Consider the following 18,797-nt stretch of genomic DNA (forward strand, 5'->3'; position numbering starts at 1 on the left):
GCGTCCGGTCCCAGCAGCGCCATCAGCGCTTCCTGAAAGTCTCCGGTCGAAACGCCGCGCAGGTAAAGCACCGGCAGAAGCGCATCGAGGCTCCTCGAGCGTCGGGCCCAGCGAGGCAGAATGTTCGAGGTAAAGCGGATCTTCCTGTCAGTCGGCACCTCGGCGCGGTCACGGACCTTGTGTCGCTTCACGGCGAGCGGCCCGATCCCGGTCTGGATCATCCGCTCCGGCCCGGTCCCGTGATGGACGAGGCGCTGACGGCCATCGGGCAGAAGATCATCGTTGAATTGGGCGACAAAGTTTGCAGCCTCGGCCTTCAGCGCGGCGGCCAGCATCTGGCGTGCGCCCTCACGGGCAATCTCGGTCAGCGGGTCAAGGATCGAACCAGGCTGGTGAAGCGGGGTGATCGTGGTATCGTCATTCATGGCGTATCGCTCCTTCGGGAGGTTCTGGCAGGCTTCGACACCCGCCACGATACGCCGCCTTCTCAGGCCCCATCACCCATTTTCAGCCATAGCCCGGTCGACGCGCGCTGAAGCCGTTGCTGATAACTCTTCGTAGCAATTATCGAAAGCCTTCGACAGCCTGTAGGTGAATAATTGCCAATCTGCGAGCCAGAGCACGGCGGGTATTTGCCCGATATCTGTAACAGTTTTGCCGATCCGGAACTGCCGCCTTACCGCCGATTGACTCTCCTTCTGATTGAACTTTGAAGCCCCTCGAGGTTGCGACCTCTTCAACGGACAGTGTGAGCGCGTCCCGTTGATACGATGCATAGAACGAGGGAAGACTTTCACAATGGCATTGAATTTGCCGGCTGCTCCTCAGGGCAAGCAAACTCTGACCGTCGAGTACGGCGACGCGACCCTGAAAACCTACACCTACCGTCCCGATGGCGAAATCAAGGGTATTCTGCTGGACCTCCATGGTGCGAGCCGGAACGCCGAAGGGGCTCGCGATGCTGCCATCGACATGGCGGATGACTACGGGCTTTATGTTGTCTCGCCGCTTTTCGACGAGGCGAACTTTTCCAGCGCAGATTACCAGCGTGGCGGTCTCACCGATAGCCGCGGCAACCTGCTGCCCGAAGATGAATGGACGATCTCGCTTGCGGATGACATCGCCGAGTGGGCGCATGCCAAGGTCGGCAACCCGTCCGGGATCGAGACGATCGCCTTTGGTCACTCTGGTGGCGGCCAGTTCATGAGCCGGCTTGCGGCCTACGGCCCGGATGAGATGTTCGACAAGATCATCGTCGCCAATCCCTCGACCCACGTGCGCGCGAGCCTGGACGAGGAAGTCGGCTACGGCTTCGATGGCTTTGGCACCGACTCCGAGGCAGAGGCGGCGCTGAGGGACTACCTCGCGGATCCGGTTACGATCTACCTGGGCTCCGAGGACAACGATCCTGATGCCGCGGACCTTGCCACGGGCTCGGCTGCGATGCGCCAGGGAGACACCCGCCTGGAGCGTGGAGAGTTTGTCTACGAGGAAGCAAAAGACCTCGCAGAGGAGAACGGCTGGGAGTTCAACTGGGAGCTCGTCGTTGCCGACGGTGTGTCGCATTCGGCCCGCCAGCTCTTCAACGCACAAAAATGGCAGGAAGCGTTCGACGGCTGGGCAGGCCAGGGCAGCAGCTCCGGGTCACAGTCCCAATCGCAGCCGGATCCGAACGACACTCCGACATCCCAGCCTCACTCGGGCGGCACGACCCATGACTTCAACTCGGTCGATGAATGGGACGGTGCGGTGATCAGTGACTATGAGGATGGCGATGTGTTCGACTTCCGCGACATCGACGCCCAGTCCGTCGAACAGGGTGACCAGGACTTCGATCTCTTGGGCTTTGTCGGCTCCGACGCCTTCACGCAGGACGGAGCCGAGATCCGGCTGCGCCATGCTGATGGTGACACTTACGTCTACCTGAACACGGACGATGATACCGGCTATGAGGCGAAGGGTGTGATCGAAGGCACCCAAGACCTGACCGCCGACAACTTCCTGCTGTAAGGATCGTTTGAACGACACGGCGGGGCTTCCGGGCCCCGCCGATCAGGGAGCAGGGCGCGTGGATGTGGTGCTGTAGACGCCCCCCCCCGCAATATGGAAGGACTGCCGTAGCAGCCCAAGACCGCCAGACAAGCGGCCTGTGCCTCGGGGGAAAATACGAGACAGGGGCTGTCTAGCGGCCTCGGCAAAAAAGATGCGTGGTTCTTGTCGATCCCTCGTGGCCGTGAGCATCACCGTGCGGATGGTCGAGACCGACCGCGAGGCGATCTTTTCCTAGGCTTCCAGAACACCCAATATAGCTGGAGGGGCTTGTAGGCGCAGAGTAGAATTGTCGCGAACTGGCAAAGTTGATTTGTCGCCCTTGCCCTGCTGCCGGAGCCTTGCGCCCAGGATGTGACACAAGGGTATCGGCATCGGACTTCTCCTGATGAGCGAACGCGAGCTTCAGCGAAGCGACATTTTAACTTGGTGACAACAGCGGTTGTGGAGCCCCGTACTAATCCCGTTGCGTGCCCATTTGATTTTCTGCTTGGTGCTTGCCGGCCGAAGGTGGTCATCGCCCACGATTAGATCAGTTCCCGTCCTGAGTTGCCGGCATAACCTTCAGGGTCAACTCGGCTGGATTTTACGTCTGCGTTACGCCTCCGTCGGGTTTCCATATCGCCGCTTTACGCCTTGGACCCCCATTCTCGTGCCATCTGAGCAAAGGGGGCATGAATGCTGTCCGACATTCTTTTCATTCTGGGTGGGCTTGCGGCGTTTCTGCTGGCTGGCCTTTCCGTGCGCGGCGGCGATCGGCTGTGAGGGCATGATGACAATCGAACTCGTGCTGGGCGGCGGCCTTGCGGTTGTGCTGCTGGTCTATTTCCTGATCGCGCTTCTGGCGCCGGAAAGGTTCTGAAATGGCTGGCGATCTGACGTTTTTCGCGCTGTTCCTGGCGGGACTGACTCTTATGGGGGCAATTCTTGGCCCCTGGATGGCCCGAGTATTCACCGGGCGGGTCAGCTTTCTTGCACCGGTCGAACACGCCCTTTACCGCGCGGCGGGCATATCGCCGGTGGGGCAGCGGTGGACGGCCTACGCGACTGCGGTGCTGGTGTTCAACGCCGCAGGCTTTGTGCTTCTTTACCTTATTCTGCGCCTGCAGGGCATCCTGCCCTTCAATCCGCAGGGCTTCGGTGCGATGGAGTCCAGCCAGGCCTTCAACACCGCCATCAGCTTCGTGACCAACACCAACTGGCAAAGCTATGGCGGGGAAACCACCCTCAGCCATTTCAGCCAGATGGCAGGGCTCACGGTGCAGAACTTTCTGTCGGCTGGAACCGGGATCGCGGTCGCTGTCGCAGTCGTACGCGGGCTTGCCGCGCGTTCTGCCGCGGACATCGGCAACTTCTGGGTCGATCTGACGCGGACGGTCCTCTACCTGTTGCTGCCAGGTGCCATCATCATTGCATTGCTGATGGTCTGGCAGGGGGTCCCGCAGACCTTGGCTGCGAACATGACCGCCACGACGCTGGAGGGTGGCCAGCAGGTCATTGCGCAAGGCCCGGTGGCGTCCCAGGTGGCGATCAAGATGCTGGGCACCAACGGCGGCGGCTTTTTCAACGTCAATGCCGCCCATCCCTACGAGAACCCGACGGCCCTGGCGAACCTGATCCAGATCTATGCGATCCTGGTGATCCCGGCGGCCTTCCCCTTCTTCTTCGGGCGCATGGTTGGCGACCGCCGTCAAGGCTGGGCGATCTTCGCGGCCATGAGCGCGCTGTTCGTGGCGGTGCTGCTCTGGGCCTATCTTGCCGAAGCGGCGGGCAATCCTCTGCATGCGAGCCTGGTCGAACCTGGCACCAGCATGGAAGGCAAGGAAACCCGTTTCGGCCTGGCGCAGACCGTGCTGTTTGCCGTGGCGACCACCGTGGCCTCCTGCGGCGCGGTCAACGCCATGCACGACAGCTTCTCCGCGCTTGGCGGCATGATCCCGCTGCTCAACATGCTGCTGGGCGAGATCATCTATGGCGGCGTCGGGGCGGGCTTCTATGGCATGGTGCTGTATGTCGTGCTGACGGTGTTCCTGGCCGGCCTGATGGTGGGGCGCACCCCCGAATGGCTGGGCAAGAAGATCGAAGCCAGGGAGATGAAGCTGGCCGCGCTGACGCTGCTGGTCATGCCGCTGGGCGTGCTGGTCCTGGCATCGGCATCCATCCTGACGGGCAACGCGGCCGGCTCGGTCCAGGATCAAGGGCCGCACGGGCTGACCGAACTGGTCTATGCCTACACCTCGGGAACGGCAAACAACGGCTCGGCCTTTGCGGGCTTCGGCGCCAACACCACCTGGCACAACACCATGATCGGCATAGCGATGATGCTGGGCCGCTGGGGATACGTCATTCCTGTCCTTGCCATTGCCGGCAGCCTTGCCGCCAAGGCCCGTGCCCCTGAGACGGCGGGCACCTTCCCCACGCACGGCCGGGCCTTCACCGTGCTGCTGGTGGTGACGATCCTCATCGTCGGCGCGCTGACCTTCCTTCCCGTCCTGGCTCTGGGTCCGATTGCCGAGCATGTCTCGGTCGCGGACGGCCAGGCTTTCTGAGGACCATCATGTCAAAACATCCACGATCCGAGATCGGCCTTCTCGCGCCCGAGATCCTCCGCCCGGCTGCCCATGCGGCCTTCGCCAAGCTTGATCCGCGCAGCCTGGCCCGCAATCCGGTCATCTTCGCCACGGCCCTCGTGGCGGCGGTGACATCCGTGCTGGTTGCGCTCCAATGGGGTCAGGCGGGCAGCGGGCTGTCGCTGCAGATTGCGCTGTGGCTTTGGGCCACCGTGCTGTTTGCCAACTTCGCCGAGGCCGTCGCCGAAGGCCGAGGTAAGGCCCGGGCCGATGCCTTTAGGGCGACCCGCACCCAGGCCCAGGCCAAGGCGCTGCTGGATCCGGCGCGCCGCGATTTGTTCGAATGGCAGGATGTCGACCTGCTTGAGGTCGGCGACACGCTTCTTGTCGAGGCGGGCGACATCGTGCCCACTGATGGTGAGGTGATCGATGGCCTGGCCTCGGTCGACGAAAGCGCCATCACGGGCGAGTCCGCGCCGGTGATCCGGGAGTCGGGCGGCGACAGGTCGTCGGTGACGGGCGGCACCAGGCTGGTCAGCGACTGGTTGGTGGTCCGCGTCACTGCCAGGCCCGGCGACACGTTCCTGGACCGCATGATCGCCCTGGTCGAAGGGGCCAAGCGCGCCAAGACTCCCAACGAGATTGCGCTGAACATCCTGCTGGCCGGGCTGTCGCTGGTCTTCCTGCTGGTCGTGGCGACGCTGCCGGTGTTCGCGGGATGGTCGTCGGGCACGGAAATCCCGGTTGTCTATCTGGCGGCGCTGTTCGTGACGCTGATCCCGACCACCATTGGGGGGCTGCTGTCGGCCATCGGCATTGCCGGCATGGACCGGTTGGTCAAGGCCAACGTCATCGCCAAGTCCGGCCGCGCGGTGGAAGCGGCAGGCGACATCGACGTCCTGCTGCTGGACAAGACCGGCACCATCACCTTCGGCAACCGCATGGCCGACGAATTCGTGCCGGTGCCGGGCGTGAGCGAGCGCGAGGTGGCCGAGGCCGCTTGGCTGGCCTCGCTTGCCGACGACACCCCTGAGGGCAAGTCGACTGTCGCCTTGGCGGTCCAGCAGCACGGCTTTGCCGAAGAAGGGCGTAGACAAGGCGCCGAGTTCGTGGCTTTCACGGCCCAAACGCGGATGTCGGGCGTCGATCTGGCGGACGGCACCTCGGTCCGCAAGGGTGCGGCGGACGCCATGACCCGTGCCTTTCCGCAAGGGGACGCCACCGCAGCCGAACCGATCGTCCGCCGCATTGCCATGGGCGGTGGCACGCCCCTCCTGGTGTCGCGGGGCGGACGGATGCTGGGGGCGATCCATCTGAAGGACATCGTCAAGCCCGGCATCCGCGAACGCTTCGCCGAATTGCGCCGCATGGGCATCCGCACGGTGATGATCACCGGGGACAATCCCCTCACCGCCGCCGCCATCGCGGCCGAGGCCGGGGTGGACGATTTCCTGGCCGAAGCCACGCCCGAGCGGAAGCTTGACTATATCCGCGCGGAACAGGCGCAGGGGCGGTTGGTCGCGATGTGCGGCGATGGATCGAACGACGCCCCGGCGCTTGCCCAGGCAGACGTAGGGGTGGCGATGAACTCGGGCACGCCCGCGGCCAAGGAGGCCGGCAACCTGGTCGACCTGGACAGCGACCCGACCAAGCTGATCGAGATCGTGATGGTCGGCAAGCAGATGCTGATCAGCCGCGGCGCCCTGACCACGTTCAGCATCGCCAATGACGTGGCCAAGTATTTTGCCATCCTGCCCGCGCTGTTCGTCGCGGCCTATCCGGGGCTGGCCGTGCTGGATGTGATGGGGCTTGGCACGCCGCAATCGGCCATCCTGTCGGCCATCATCTTCAACGCCCTGGTGATCGTGGCGCTGATCCCCCTGGCCCTGAAGGGCGTCAGCTACCGCCCCTCCTCGGCGGGGGCGCTGCTGTCGCGCAACCTTGTCGTCTACGGTCTGGGCGGCCTGATCGCCCCGTTCGTCGGCATCAAGCTGATCGACATCCTTGTCGATCTGGCCCATCTGGCATGAGGAAAGATCATGATTTCGCAACTCCGACCGGCACTGGTGATGCTTGGTGCCTTCACGGTCCTGCTGGGGCTTGGCTATCCGCTGGCAATGACGGGGATCGCCCAAGTGACGATGCCGCGGCAGGCCGGCGGCTCTCTGGTCGAGCGGGACGGCGCCATCGTCGGATCGGTCCTGATCGGCCAGGCCTTCACCCGTCCCGAATACCTGCACTCGCGGCCTTCGGCGACCGATCCGGCTTATAACGCGGGCTCGTCCACCGGCTCGAACCTGGGGCCGTCCTCGGCCGCGCTGCTGGCGCAGGTCCGGGAACGCGCCGCAGCGCAAGGTCCGGGGCCGGTTCCATCCGAGATGGCGACCGCCTCGGCCTCGGGGCTTGATCCGCATATTACGCTGGACGCGGCCCTGCGGCAGGTGGATCGCATCGCCGCGGCCAGGGGCGTCCCCCCGGCAGCCGTCGAGGACGCGATCCGCGGGGCGACGACCGGGCCAGCCTTCGGCCTTCTGGGCGAGCCGATCGTGAACGTCCTTGCCGCGAACCTCGCGCTTGACGCGCAGGAAGGCTAGAACGGCGCCCATGACCGACGACGCGCGCCCCGATCCCGAACAGTTCCTGGCCGAGGCCCATGCCGAGGCCGGAAGCGCGGCGGCAGGGCGCGGACGGCTGAAGATCTTTCTTGGCGCCTCGCCCGGCGTCGGCAAGACCTATGCCATGCTGGAGGAGGCTGCCGCCCGTGCCAGGGCCGGGACCGATGTCGTGGTGGCGCTGGCCGAGACCCATGGCCGGCAGGAAACCGCGGCGCTTCTGGCGCAGCTCGACCAGATCCCCCGCCGCGTCATCACCTACCGCGACCGCCAGCTGACCGAGATGGACCTTGACGCGCTGCTTGCGCGCCGCCCGCAGCTTGCGCTGATCGACGAGCTTGCCCATACCAACGTGCCCGGCGCCCGCCATCCGAAACGCTGGCAGGATGTCGAGGAAGTCCTGGCAGCCGGCATCGATGTCTACTCGACGTTGAACATCCAGCACATCGAAAGCCTGAACGACCTGGTGGCCCGCATCACCGGCGTCCGCGTGCAGGAAACCGTGCCCGACATGGTGCTGCAGATGGCTGACGAGATCAAGCTGATCGACCTGCCGCCCAAGGACCTGATCCAGCGGATGCGCGAGGGCAAGGTCTACATGCCCGCCGAGGCGGGCAGGGCGCTTGGCAACTTCTTTTCCAGGGCCAACCTGACGGCCTTGCGCGAACTGGCGCTGCGCACGGCGGCCAGCCGCGTGGATGCCGAGATGCTGGCCCTGAACCGGGGCAGCGGGCGGGCGGCATCGCAGGACCGGCTGATGGTCTGCCTGGACGACCCCGCGACCGCCAAGGGGCTGGTGCGCGCCGGCCGCCGCATGACCGACCGTGCCCGCATTCCCTGGGTGGTGGCCACGGTCGTGACACCGGCGGTCGAGGCGCGGGGCCCTTCGGCGGCGGGGGCCATGACCGACGCCTTGCAACTGGCCGAACGGCTGGGCGCCGCCACCCGCACCCTGCGGGCCGAGGGCGACGTGGCCGGTGCCTTTCTGGATGCCGCGCGGCAGCTGAACGTGACGCGGCTGATCCTGGGCCGCAGCGCGCCGGGCGGCTGGCTGGCCCGTCTGGCGGCCCTTGTCCATCCGCCGCTGACCCAGCAACTGCTGGCCGCCGCCAAGGGGTTCGAGGTCACCGTCCTGGACCCCGCCACCGATCGCCCCGCAACCCCCGGCGCGGCCCCCGCCCGCCCGCCACAACGGCAGGCGCACGACCGCGCCTGGTTCCGCGTTCTTGCGGAATCGGCCGTGGCCACCGCAGGGGCCACGCTGATCGCCTGGCCCTTGTGGCACATCCTGCCAGTTGCCTCGCTGGCTGTCGTCTATCTGGTCGGCGTGCTGGCCGTGGCGATGCGGCTGGGGACCGCCGGGGCGATCGCGGCCAGTATCCTCGGCTTCCTGGCCTACAACTACTTCTTCACCGAGCCCTTCTTCTCGCTGCGGGTGGCGGCCGATGAGTCGGTCGTGGCGCTGCTGGTCTTCACCGTTTCGGCCCTGTTCACCGGCAGCCTGGCAGGCCGGCTCAAGCGGCAAGTCGAGTTCATGCGCGCGACCCAGGTGCGGACCGAAACCCTTTACGACTTTGCCCGCAGGATCGCCTCGGCGACGACGACGGATGATGTGCTGTGGGCGGCGGCCGCCCATATCGCGCATACGCTGGAATGCCATTCGCTGATCCTGATGCCCAGGATGGACGGCGTGCTTGACCAGGTGCAGGGCTTTCCGGCGATCGAGGAAGATCTTGATCCCCATTCGCAGGCCGCGGCGCTGTGGGCCTATCAGAAGAACCAGCCTGCCGGGCGGGACACCGACACGCTGCCCGCGGCGGACTGGATGTTTCTTCCGCTGGCGACCCAAGGGGCGCCGATGGGTTCGATCGGGCTGCGCTTTCTGGATCCCGCCCGGCGGCTCGACCCCGAAACCCGCCGCCTGCTGGCCGCGGTCGAGGACCAGATCGCGGTGGCGGTCGAACGCATCGCCGTCGAAAGCGACCTTGAACGCGCAAGGCTGGTGTCCGAGACCGAGAAGCTGCGCGCGGCCTTGCTGAACAGCGTCAGCCATGACCTGCGCACGCCCTTGGTCACCGTGATCGGGGCGCTGTCGGCCGTCGCCGAGGGCGGCCTGACACCCGCGCAGAACCGCGACCTGGTGGCCGAGGCCCTGGACGAGGCGCGCCGGCTTGACCGCTTTGTCGGCAACCTGCTTGGCATGACCCGGCTTGGACATGGCGCGCTTGTGCCCCGACGCGACACGGTCGCGGTGGCCGAGCTGATCGGCCGGGCGCGTGCCGATCTGGCCCGCGTCCTTGCCCCCTTCCGCGTCGAGGTCGCGGTTGCGCCGGGCACGCCCCCCGTCCTGGCCGACCCGGTGCTGATGGGCCAGGCGCTTGCCAACCTGCTTGAGAACGCGACGAAATACGCGCCCGAGGGCAGCACCATCCGCATCGCGGCCCAGACGGTCGCGGGTGGCGTCGCGCTGATCGTCAGCGACGAAGGTCCGGGCATCCCCGACGCGGAACGCGGTCAGGTGTTCGACATCTTTCACCGCGCCGTGCAGGGCGACGGGCAACCCGCGGGCACCGGGCTTGGCCTTGCCATCGTCAAGGGCATGGTCGAGGCCAACGAAGGCAGCGTCGCCGCCATTGATCCGCCGGAAGGGCGCGGCGCGGCGATCCGCATGATCCTGCCCGCCGCAGCACCCGAGGACACCGATGCCTGACGCACCTTCGCCGCTCCGCCTGTTGGTGATCGAGGACGAGGCCCCGATCCGTCGCTTCCTGCGGATCGTGCTGGAAGGCGCGGGCCACGTCATGGACGAGGCCGCGCGCGGCCGCGAGGGGATCGAGCGCGCCGCGACCGGGGCGCCGTCGGCGGTGGTGCTGGATCTCGGTCTTCCCGACATGGACGGCAAGGCCGTGATCGCCGCCATCCGCGAATGGTCCGACGTGCCGATCGTGGTTGTCTCGGTCCGTTCGGCCGAAGCGGACATCGTTGCGGCGCTTGACGCGGGTGCCGACGATTACGTCACCAAGCCCTTCGCCCCGGCCGAGCTGCTTGCCCGCCTGCGCGCCCTTGTCCGCCGCCGGAGCGCCGGAGGGTCCCCGCTTGTCGTGACCAATGGCGATCTCGGCATCGACCTGGCTGCCCGGACGGTGACGATGGCCGGCCTGCCCGTGCGCCTGACTCGCAAGGAATTCGACGTGCTGGCACTGCTGGCGCGCAACGCGGGGCGGCTGCTGACGCATCGGGAATTGCTGCAGACCATCTGGGGACCGGCGCATCTGGGCGACAGTCACTACCTGCGCATTGCCGTGGGGCATCTGCGCGAAAAACTGGGCGATGACGCGGCGGCCCCGCGGATGATCTTCACCGAGCCCGGCATAGGCTACCGCTTTGCCTCTGCCGAGTGAAACCACTCGGATGCTTGTGGCAGCGGAGCCGGTCAGCCTCATGAACGAACCCCTGGAGGGTGTGGTCAGACGCGAGGGAGCAGCGCAATCCCACCTTGGAATCCGGGGTCAATTGACGGAATGTCAGAGAATGTAGAATAGGCCCAGGCTCACTCCAAAGAGGCCGCTAGCAATGAATACCAATCCCGGCGATGACGAGAGTACCGTGCTGGAGAGACAGTCAGCACCCGAGCTCGCAGCGGCTGCCGCTCACCTATCGGACCTGCCGACGCCCGGACAGCATGCCACAGGCAGTCTGGCCGGCTTGACCCTGGGGGCCATCGGTGTCGTTTACGGCGACATCGGCACATCGCCGATCTACGCCATGCGCGAGTCCCTGCACGCCGCTTCGCATGACGGGCTCACGCCCGACGACGTGATCGGGGTGATCTCGCTTCTGATCTGGACGCTGATCTTCATCGTGAGCTTCAAATACGTGCTGCTGATCATGCGCGCGGACAATCGCGGCGAAGGGGGCACGCTCAGCCTGGTGACCCTTGTCCAGCAGGCCCTGGGTAGCCGTCCGATATGGCTTCTGGCTCTCGGCATGATTGGCATTTCCCTTTTCTTCGGCGACGCCATCATCACGCCGGCCATGTCGGTGCTTTCTGCCGTCGAAGGCCTCAGCCTCGTGACGCCAGCCTTCGGACCCTATGTTGTGCCGCTGACGCTGGTCATCATCGCGGGGCTCTTCCTGGTGCAGCGGTGGGGCACCGGCGCCGTCTCCGTCTTTTTCGGGCCGGTCATGATCGCGTGGTTTCTCACCATGGCAGTCATGGGACTGCTGCACATCGGAGACGACTGGTCGATCTTGCGTGCCTTGAGCCCGACCTACGCGGCAGGGTTCGTCGTCACCCACGGCTTTGCCTCCCTTATCGTGCTGGGCTCGGTCTTTCTGGCCGTGACCGGAGGTGAGGCGCTTTATGCCGACATGGGGCATTTCGGCAGACGCCCCATCCGTCTCGCCTGGGTCGGATTGGTGTGGCCCGCGCTGACCTTGAGCTATCTTGGGCAAGGGGCCATGGTCCTCGCCCATCCCGACAGGGCAGCAAACCCCTTCTTCCTCATGGCACCAAACTGGGCACTGCTGCCTTTGGTCATCCTGGCCACCATGGCTACGGTCATCGCCAGCCAGGCGGTAATCTCGGGAGCCTTCTCAATGATGAAGCAGGCGGTCCGCACCGGCCTTCTGCCCAGGCTCGAAATCCTCCACACCTCGGAGGATCAGGAGGGCCAGATTTACCTGCCACGGGTCAATGCCATCCTCGCGGTCGGGGTCTTCATCCTTGTTCTCGTCTTTGGCTCATCCTCGAACCTTGCCGCCGCTTACGGGATTGCGGTGACCGGGGACATGGTCATCACCACGTGCCTCGCGTCCGTCGTGTTCCTCAAGGTCTGGCGCTGGCCGCTGCCCTTGGTGGCGGTGGTGGTCCTGCCGCTCCTGCTGCTGGAACTGCTGTTCCTAGGGTCAAACGCCATCAAGATCCCGCACGGGGGATGGGTGCCCATCCTGATGGCGGCCGTGATGATCCTGCTCATGTGGACCTGGGTGCGCGGGACCCGCCAAGTTCAGGACCAAGCCCGGCGGGGCGCCACCTCGATCGAGGCGCTGATCGAGATGCTGAGCAAATCTGAGCGGTTGTTGAACGTGAGCGGAACGGCAGTCTTCCTGACGGCTGAACCCGACATCGCGCCGGCAGCGCTTCTGCACAACATCAAGCACAACCAGGTCCTGCACGAGCACAACATCATCGTTTGCGTGACCATGGCCACTCGACCCTATGTGCCCGACACAGATCGGGTCACTGTCATGCCGATCTCGGACCGCTTTACACGGGTCGACATGTGCTTTGGCTATATGGAGGAGACAAACCTGCCCCGGGCTCTTGCTCTTGCAAAGAAAAAGGGCATCAAGTTTGAAATCATGGCAACCTCCTTCTTCCTGACGCAGCGCTTCTTCCGGCGATCGAAGGGCAAAGGCTTGCCGACATGGCAGGAAACGCTTTTTCTCTCGCTTTCGAAATCCGCCGCCAACGCGACCGACTTCTACCACCTGCCAAGCAGCCGGGTGATCGTGCTGGGCCAGCAACTGCAGATCTGACAAGACGACTGCAACCAAACAACTCAGTATGAGAGATGGTGTCCGCTAACGATGGTGGACACTCTGGCGCGATCATAGCCCTTCGGACGAAAGCGGCTTTGGGCGGCCCAGTGAAGCGGTAGATCTGCCTTCGAACGACGGATCTGGGAGTTTCGGTTGCCTAGGTGGCCCGCCTGTTCGTCGCGGAAGCAAGTCATTGTCAGAGCAGACGCTGCCAGCTTCAACTTGAAAAGCCAGTCCGCCATACTGTCGATGAGACTGAAACATTCATCTAGGCGTTTCCAGGACCCTCGGAGTAGAATTTTGTTCGAACAAGTGGTCGAATAGAGAAGGTGCGCTATGTCTTCTTATCCGAGGAAAGTGCTAGGGGAGCGTGACGGCTTGGGAGGTTACGCCCCGACGATGCTAAGCGTGTTGCGGATCATGTCGGGCTTGCTGTTTCTCGCTCACGGCACTCAGAAGTTCCTTGGCTTTCCTGGAGGGGACTATGCCGGGTCTGGATGGTCTTTCGCTCAACTGGGCGCTTATGCGGGTGTCGTCGAGTTGGTCACAGGCGCGCTGATCACCCTGGGGCTCTTCACCAGACCGGCAGCGTTTCTGGCGTCGGGGACCATGGCTTTTGCCTACTTTCTCGGGCATGCCTCCCAAAGCTTCTGGCCTGTCAACAACGGAGGCGATGCGGCTATCCTGTATTGCTTTGTGTTCCTTTACCTCGTCTTTGCTGGTCCAGGGCCCCTAAGCCTAGATGCAAGCCGAGGCAGGTAAGCCATGATCTTCAGGAGTGCCTTTAGACCAAAGTAGGTCTGAGCAGACCGCGGCGTCTGTGCATGGAGCCTTGCTGCCCGGGGTCAAGGATGATGAAGAAGGATCTTCGACTGCAGCAAAGGATCCATAAAACCCGTTAGGTGTCGGGGCGGCTGTAAGCGCAGAGTAGAATTGTCGCGAACTGGCAAAGTTGATTTGTCGCCCTTGCCCTGCTGCCGGAGCCTTGCGCGCAGGATGTGACACAAGGGCATTGGCATGGGACTTCTCCTGATGAGCGAACGCGAGCTTCAGCGGATCGAGGTTTTGGCGCAGGTTCTGGACGGCAGCTTGCGGTCAGCGACAGCTGCCAGTCTGCTTGGCCTCAGTCAGCGGCAGGTGCAACGCTTGCTCGGCAAGATCCGGGACGAAGGCGCCATGGCGGTGCGCCACAAGCTGCGCGGCCGACCCTCGAACAACCGCATCAGCGCTCTCAAGCGCGATTACATCCTGTCCCTGATCCGCAGCGATTATCCCGACTTCGGTCCGACCCTGGCGGCCGAGAAGCTGGCCGAGCGGCATGGCATCCGCATCTCGTCCGAGAGCCTGCGGCAATGGATGATGACGGCCGGGCTTTGGCACAGCCGTGCACAGCGGCACCGCCTTCACCAGCCCCGGCTGCGCCGGCAGGCTTTTGGCGAGTTGATCCAGATCGACGGCTCGGATCATCGCTGGTTTGAAGATCGCGGCCCCGTCTGCACGCTGCTGGTGTTCATCGATGATGCCACCGGCAAGCTGATGCAGATGCGCTTCGTCCCCTCGGAGACCACCGAAGCCTATTTCATGGTCGTGGAAGACTATCTGAGGGATTACGGCCGCCCGGTCGCGTTCTACTCCGACAAGCACAGCATCTTTCGCATCAACCGTCCCGAGGTTCGCAATGGGCATGCCATGACGCAGTTCGGCCGCGCCCTAGCGGAACTGAACATCGAGATCCTGTGTGCCAATTCCTCCCAGGCCAAGGGTCGCGTGGAGCGCGCCAACCGCACCCTGCAGGACCGCTTGGTCAAGGAACTGCGGCTGGCCGGCATCAGCGACATGGTGGCGGGCAATGCCTTTCTGCCGGGCTTCATGGCGCGCCACAACGAGCGCTTTGCCTGTCTTCCTGCCGGGTCTGATGATCTGCACCGGCCGCTGAATGTGCCGGCATCGCGGCTCCGCGAGATCCTCTGCATCCGCGATCAGCGCCGGCTCAGCGGCAACCTGGTGGTCCATTACGAGCGCAGGAAGTTCATTCTGAATGACAGCGCGCACGCCCGCAGCGCCATCGGTCAGTATGTCGAGACATACGCCCATGCGGATCGGCCGCTCGAGATCCGCTGGAAGGGCATGTTACTGCCCTACAGGGTGTTTGACCCCAGCCAGCAGCGGGTGACCCACGCCAGCATCACCGAGAACAAGCGGCTGGCCGAGGTGCTGTCCTACATCATGGTCCAGCAGCAGACCAACCCGCCGCAGGTCGGCCCTGTGGGCAAGCAGCGAGACTACTACACGCCGACCGGCAAGAGCGGTCGTGGTCGAACGAGCTGGCTCGACAAACGCGCCGAACGACGCGCGGCAGAAGCGCAGGCTGCGCAGCTCCTGCAACCACCTGCACAATGACGATGGGCTCGAATAGCCCTCAGCCACGATAGCCGAAACCTGCAAACAGCGCGCTGCCGCCGGCCCCGTCCCTACGGCCCTTGTGCTGGAGAGCGGGCCGGGGCCGGCTTATCGGTCCAAGCCCCATGCGACATTTCTAAATGGTCCAGGAGGCGACATTTTAACTTGGTGACAACAGCGGCACTCGCAGGTGTGTTTCATTTCAAAATGTGACAAACCACGATTTGCTGGCTTTTTGCAGTCCGCGGAACCGTGTTTTGGCATCTCACCTGACCCTTCCTGAGCGTCGCATTGTTGCGCCCATGCTTCAGCGCAAGATCAGCGTGGCGCAGATCGCCGTCGAACTCGGCCAACATCGCTCCACCATCCATCCGGAGATCCGGGGCAACGTCTGGCATGACGACGAAGTGCCGATGGGGCTGGTTACTGGCAACATGAATGCGCCTTGCCTCGCGTGTCCGTCTGACCACATCTACACCTAATTTCGCCACCGTTCTGTTGATTGACGCTCTGCGCGAAAGTATCCGCTGTTCTGATCGACCTGACATCAGACGTACTTGTCGGCGGTTGCGTCGGTCTCCACGGACATCCCGCCGCTAGATGAGTGATTTTGTCCGTGCAAAGGCACATCCAATGAAAAAACTGCTGGCAACCCTGGCCCTCACTGTCCTTCCGGCCAGTGTATCCGCCGCAACACTGAATGGCGGCGAGTGGCTTCGCTACACAGTCACCGGCGAGGACTCCACCTCGATCACCTTCAGCCTTCCCACTGAAGGGCTCTCGTCATATCGGAACTTTGGCGGCTACGTGAAGTGGTCCGAGTTCGAGAACGGCTGGATGACTGCCAACAACTATGCCCAGAACTTCGAGATGGGTCACAGTGGGGGCTCATGGAACCTCGTTTTCGATCCTTGGGGCCAAAGCGTCACGCAGTCCTCGCTCCTGCTGGATTTCGGCAAGGTCGTTGAGACTGCCTACGTCTGGGTGCGTTCCACTTACGGCTCCGGCAACGTCGAATATCTGCAGCTGACGGCTGATCCGAGCGGACCTGAAACCATCGACCGCGACGACGGGCAGGGCGAACCTGTGAACCCTGCAGTCGTCCCGCTGCCTGGTGCCGTCGTGCTGCTTTTGTCAGGCATGGCCGGACTTGTCTTGATGCGTCGCCGCCAGCGTCTGGCAGCTTGATCAAGATCGGATGCCCAAGGGATCGCAGCATGCCAGGTAGCGGCTAAATATCTTACTTACAAAGAGACTGCGCGCCGTTGGACCAGCCGACTGCTTCACGTCACGCACCCCGCGTCCCAGGTTCTGCCCTTCACGAACGGGAAGGTATCGTGAATGAAGTCGTCAGGACAGGGACAGTTATGCCGTAGAAAGAGAAGCCTCCGGCAATCAACGGGGGCCTTATTTTCTGAAAGCTGCGCCGGCAGGTGCCGGCGCTGGCATGCCGTCAGGCCTCGGCGGTGTCGCGCTGCAGCAGGGCAAGCTCGTCCTTGATCTCGAGCTTTTCCTTCTTGATGGCGGCGATCTCCTCGGCGCTTGCCGAGGGGCGCTTCAGAAGCTCCGCGAGCTGATCCTCGAGCGCCGCGTGACGCCCGTTCAGCGCTTCGATCCGGCCGGTGATGTCGCCCATGTCGTAACCTCCATTTGTCAGTTCCATACTCGACTTATGCACGACAGATGCCAATTCCAGGGCAGCGGACCGCTTATGGTCCACGTGTCCATGAAAGGCACGCTGCATGGCGAAGAACTTTGTTTAGCCTGATGCTAGTGTTCCACACCTGACGGAGGATTCCATAGCGCAGCCGGACGTGTCAGTGTCGGGGCATGAGACGCAATGACATCTGCCTGTACCTGAGCCCTGACGACCGAGCCAAACTCCAATCCCTGCTCGCTGACCGGAACACCCCGCGCAAGCTCGTCTGGCGAGCGCAGATCGTGCTGGCGACGGCGGACGGTCACGGCACGGGCGAGATCATGCGGCGCGCGGACACGTCGAAGCCCACCGTCTGGCGCTGGCAGGAGCGGTACTTCGACGAAGGCGTGGACGGCCTGAAGCGCGACAAGACCCGGCCGTCGCGCGTGCCGCCGCTGCCGCGGAAGACGCGCCTGAAGGTGATCGCCAAGACGGTGCAGGAGAGCCCGCCCAATGCTACGCACTGGACCCGCAGCCTGATGGCCGAGGTGGTCGGGATCTCGCCGTCGAGCGTGGGGAGGATCTGGGCCGAGGCGGGGCTGAAGCCGCATCTGACGAAGTCCTTCAAGGTCTCGAACGACCCGTTGTTCGAGGAGAAGGTCACCGACATCGTCGGGCTCTACCTCGACCCGCCGGAGCGGGCGGTGGTGCTCTGCGTCGACGAGAAGTCGCAGATCCAGGCGCTCGATCGGACCCAGCCGGGGCTGCCGCTCAAGAAGGGTCGGGCGGCCACGATGACCCATGATTACAAGCGACACGGCACGACCACGCTGTTCGCGGCGCTCGACGTGAAGTCGGGCCAGGTGATCGCAGAATGCCAGCCCCGCCACCGGGCGAAGGAGTTCCTGAAATTCCTGCGCCGCATCGACCGGGACGTGCCGAAGTCGCGCGCGGTGCACCTCGTGCTGGACAACTACGCGACCCACAAGACCCCGGAGGTGACGGCCTGGCTTTCGAGGCACCCGCGCTTCCACCTGCATTTCACGCCGACCAGCGCGTCGTGGCTGAACATGGTCGAACGGTTCTTCGCCGAGATCACGACGCGGCGCATCCGGCGCGGCAGTTACGCCAGCGTCGGCGACCTCGAAGCTGCCATCTACGACTACCTCCTCCAGCACAACGCCAGCCCAAAGCCCTTCACCTGGACCAAATCGGCCCAAGAAATCCTCGCCCGAGAGAGCCGCGCGTTGAACGCCCTCGATGAAATTCGGGGAAACCGGTAGCAAGTGTCAGACTCGGAACACTAGGCGCGCCACAGAAGCCCGGGGAACTGGGGGCGATCCCCAGCCAGTCTGCGAGGCCGCCCTGTATGAAGCCATCCGGGCCGAACGTGCGGCAGAGGCTCTGGACGTGTCGAGAGGTCACGACGGGATCTGGATCAGCGGGGAGTAGCCGGGCTTTGCAGGGAGGCACCCCCTAGTCAGGAGGTTACCTCAGTATCCTCGGCCCAGGCCACGGACAGGTTCAGGCTCTTCTCCAATAGCTCTGCGTCGACCGAAAACGTCACCCTCCCGAGCCCGTCCATATTGGCCGAGGATATTTCGACCGGTGCGGGCGAGGGTCTTCGCGTCCAGAATGTGCCCGCTGTATTCTGGCATTCTGGTGTCGTAGTGATTGGAAAACGATCAGGGTTGGATGATGCGAACTCCTTTTGCTGCTCTTTTTGCTCTTGCCGTCACCACCGCATGCGCGGTCGGCTCCGGCGCCGTGGTCAAGGGAGCCGGGCCTGATGATCTCTTGAAGCTGCGCGAAGGTCCGGGCTTGGACCACAACATCATCATCGGGCTGCCCGATGGAACACGCCTGATCCGCCGGAACTGCGTGACGAATGACGGCAAGGTCTGGTGCAGGGTCTCGCTCGCCGAGAAGCCAAGTGTATCGGGTTATGTATCAGCGGACTATCTGGCGCATCGCTGACCGGGC

At 64.0% G+C, this 18,797-nt stretch carries 16 protein-coding genes; 14 read left to right on the forward strand and 2 right to left on the reverse strand.

Translation table 11 applies throughout. From position 1 onward, the window contains the following. Positions 1–425: transposase (locus OU682_RS14920; RefSeq protein WP_442952611.1), on the reverse strand; the 425-nt coding region annotated here is incomplete at its 3' end. A 373-nt stretch (positions 426–798) separates the two neighbouring features. Between OU682_RS14920 and OU682_RS14925 the strand changes: the two genes are divergently transcribed. The 12 genes from OU682_RS14925 (at position 799) to OU682_RS14980 (ending at position 16,363) form a co-directional block, all read left to right on the forward strand. Next, the gene (locus OU682_RS14925) at positions 799–2,010 is read left to right on the forward strand and encodes an alpha/beta fold hydrolase (protein WP_268942964.1); all 1,212 of its coding nucleotides are present in this window, start codon (positions 799–801) and stop codon (positions 2,008–2,010) included. 811 nt (positions 2,011–2,821) lie between these two features. Next, on the forward strand, positions 2,822–2,911 hold the full coding sequence (locus OU682_RS14930; protein WP_268941061.1) for a potassium-transporting ATPase subunit F: 90 nt from the start codon (positions 2,822–2,824) through the stop codon (positions 2,909–2,911). 1 nt (position 2,912) lies between these two features. Further along, positions 2,913–4,598 (forward strand): potassium-transporting ATPase subunit KdpA, encoded by a 1,686-nt coding sequence (gene kdpA, locus OU682_RS14935; protein ID WP_268942965.1) that lies wholly within the window; start codon positions 2,913–2,915, stop codon positions 4,596–4,598. 8 nt (positions 4,599–4,606) lie between these two features. Further along, positions 4,607–6,649, forward strand: a complete 2,043-nt coding sequence (gene kdpB, locus OU682_RS14940; RefSeq protein WP_268942966.1) for a potassium-transporting ATPase subunit KdpB — start codon at positions 4,607–4,609, stop codon at positions 6,647–6,649. 9 nt (positions 6,650–6,658) lie between these two features. Further along, the gene (gene kdpC / locus OU682_RS14945) at positions 6,659–7,213 is read left to right on the forward strand and encodes a potassium-transporting ATPase subunit KdpC (RefSeq protein WP_268942967.1); all 555 of its coding nucleotides are present in this window, start codon (positions 6,659–6,661) and stop codon (positions 7,211–7,213) included. A 10-nt stretch (positions 7,214–7,223) separates the two neighbouring features. Next, the gene (locus OU682_RS14950) at positions 7,224–9,941 is read left to right on the forward strand and encodes a DUF4118 domain-containing protein (protein WP_268942968.1); all 2,718 of its coding nucleotides are present in this window, start codon (positions 7,224–7,226) and stop codon (positions 9,939–9,941) included. Further along, complete coding sequence (locus OU682_RS14955) at positions 9,934–10,632, forward strand: response regulator (RefSeq protein WP_268942969.1); 699 nt, start codon at positions 9,934–9,936, stop codon at positions 10,630–10,632. The genes OU682_RS14950 and OU682_RS14955 overlap by 8 nt, the downstream gene beginning before the upstream one ends. A 172-nt stretch (positions 10,633–10,804) precedes the next feature. After that, on the forward strand, positions 10,805–12,772 hold the full coding sequence (locus tag OU682_RS14960) for a potassium transporter Kup (RefSeq protein WP_268942970.1): 1,968 nt from the start codon (positions 10,805–10,807) through the stop codon (positions 12,770–12,772). 402 nt (positions 12,773–13,174) lie between these two features. After that, complete coding sequence (locus OU682_RS14965; RefSeq protein ID WP_371832255.1) at positions 13,175–13,537, forward strand: DoxX family protein; 363 nt, start codon at positions 13,175–13,177, stop codon at positions 13,535–13,537. Between the two features lie 255 nt (positions 13,538–13,792). Beyond that, positions 13,793–15,175, forward strand: a complete 1,383-nt coding sequence (locus tag OU682_RS14970; RefSeq protein WP_268942972.1) for an ISNCY family transposase — start codon at positions 13,793–13,795, stop codon at positions 15,173–15,175. A 209-nt stretch (positions 15,176–15,384) separates the two neighbouring features. Then, positions 15,385–15,657 carry a helix-turn-helix domain-containing protein gene (locus OU682_RS14975; RefSeq protein ID WP_268942974.1) on the forward strand — a complete coding sequence of 91 codons (273 nt, stop codon included), beginning with the start codon at positions 15,385–15,387 and terminating at the stop codon, positions 15,655–15,657. Positions 15,658–15,808: 151 nt separating this feature from the next. Continuing rightward, positions 15,809–16,363, forward strand: coding sequence for a VPLPA-CTERM sorting domain-containing protein (locus tag OU682_RS14980; protein WP_268942976.1), 555 nt, complete (start codon positions 15,809–15,811; stop codon positions 16,361–16,363). A gap of 265 nt (positions 16,364–16,628) precedes the next feature. Here the strand turns inward: OU682_RS14980 and OU682_RS14985 are convergent, their stop codons facing one another. Then, complete coding sequence (locus OU682_RS14985; protein ID WP_268942977.1) at positions 16,629–16,811, reverse strand: YdcH family protein; 183 nt, start codon at positions 16,809–16,811, stop codon at positions 16,629–16,631. A gap of 194 nt (positions 16,812–17,005) precedes the next feature. On the opposite strand from OU682_RS14985, the gene OU682_RS14990 reads away from it, so the two are divergent. Both OU682_RS14990 and OU682_RS14995 read left to right on the forward strand, forming a co-directional pair. Further along, positions 17,006–18,097, forward strand: a complete 1,092-nt coding sequence (locus OU682_RS14990; RefSeq protein WP_268942978.1) for an IS630 family transposase — start codon at positions 17,006–17,008, stop codon at positions 18,095–18,097. Positions 18,098–18,509: 412 nt separating this feature from the next. Further along, positions 18,510–18,791 (forward strand): SH3 domain-containing protein, encoded by a 282-nt coding sequence (locus OU682_RS14995; RefSeq protein ID WP_371832257.1) that lies wholly within the window; start codon positions 18,510–18,512, stop codon positions 18,789–18,791. Positions 18,792–18,797 lie beyond the last annotated feature (6 nt).

Source organism: Paracoccus benzoatiresistens, assembly GCF_026913015.1.
Taxonomy (GTDB): Bacteria; Pseudomonadota; Alphaproteobacteria; order Rhodobacterales; family Rhodobacteraceae; genus Paracoccus; species Paracoccus benzoatiresistens.

Bases quoted from the DNA above. Each gene is read 5' to 3' on its own strand.
- OU682_RS14960 (WP_268942970.1), top strand. From the start codon at position 10,805: ATGAATACCAATCCCGGCGATGACGAGAGTACCGTGCTGGAGAGACAG.
- kdpC (WP_268942967.1), top strand. From the start codon at position 6,659: ATGATTTCGCAACTCCGACCGGCACTGGTGATGCTTGGTGCCTTCACG.
- kdpB (WP_268942966.1), top strand. From the start codon at position 4,607: ATGTCAAAACATCCACGATCCGAGATCGGCCTTCTCGCGCCCGAGATC.
- OU682_RS14965 (WP_371832255.1), top strand. From the start codon at position 13,175: ATGCTAAGCGTGTTGCGGATCATGTCGGGCTTGCTGTTTCTCGCTCAC.
- OU682_RS14995 (WP_371832257.1), top strand. From the start codon at position 18,510: ATGATGCGAACTCCTTTTGCTGCTCTTTTTGCTCTTGCCGTCACCACC.
- OU682_RS14980 (WP_268942976.1), top strand. From the start codon at position 15,809: ATGAAAAAACTGCTGGCAACCCTGGCCCTCACTGTCCTTCCGGCCAGT.
- OU682_RS14990 (WP_268942978.1), top strand. From the start codon at position 17,006: ATGAGACGCAATGACATCTGCCTGTACCTGAGCCCTGACGACCGAGCC.
- kdpA (WP_268942965.1), top strand. From the start codon at position 2,913: ATGGCTGGCGATCTGACGTTTTTCGCGCTGTTCCTGGCGGGACTGACT.
- OU682_RS14950 (WP_268942968.1), top strand. From the start codon at position 7,224: ATGACCGACGACGCGCGCCCCGATCCCGAACAGTTCCTGGCCGAGGCC.
- OU682_RS14955 (WP_268942969.1), top strand. From the start codon at position 9,934: ATGCCTGACGCACCTTCGCCGCTCCGCCTGTTGGTGATCGAGGACGAG.
- OU682_RS14930 (WP_268941061.1), top strand. From the start codon at position 2,822: ATGACAATCGAACTCGTGCTGGGCGGCGGCCTTGCGGTTGTGCTGCTG.
- OU682_RS14970 (WP_268942972.1), top strand. From the start codon at position 13,793: ATGGGACTTCTCCTGATGAGCGAACGCGAGCTTCAGCGGATCGAGGTT.
- OU682_RS14925 (WP_268942964.1), top strand. From the start codon at position 799: ATGGCATTGAATTTGCCGGCTGCTCCTCAGGGCAAGCAAACTCTGACC.
- OU682_RS14985 (WP_268942977.1), bottom strand. From the start codon at position 16,811: ATGGGCGACATCACCGGCCGGATCGAAGCGCTGAACGGGCGTCACGCG.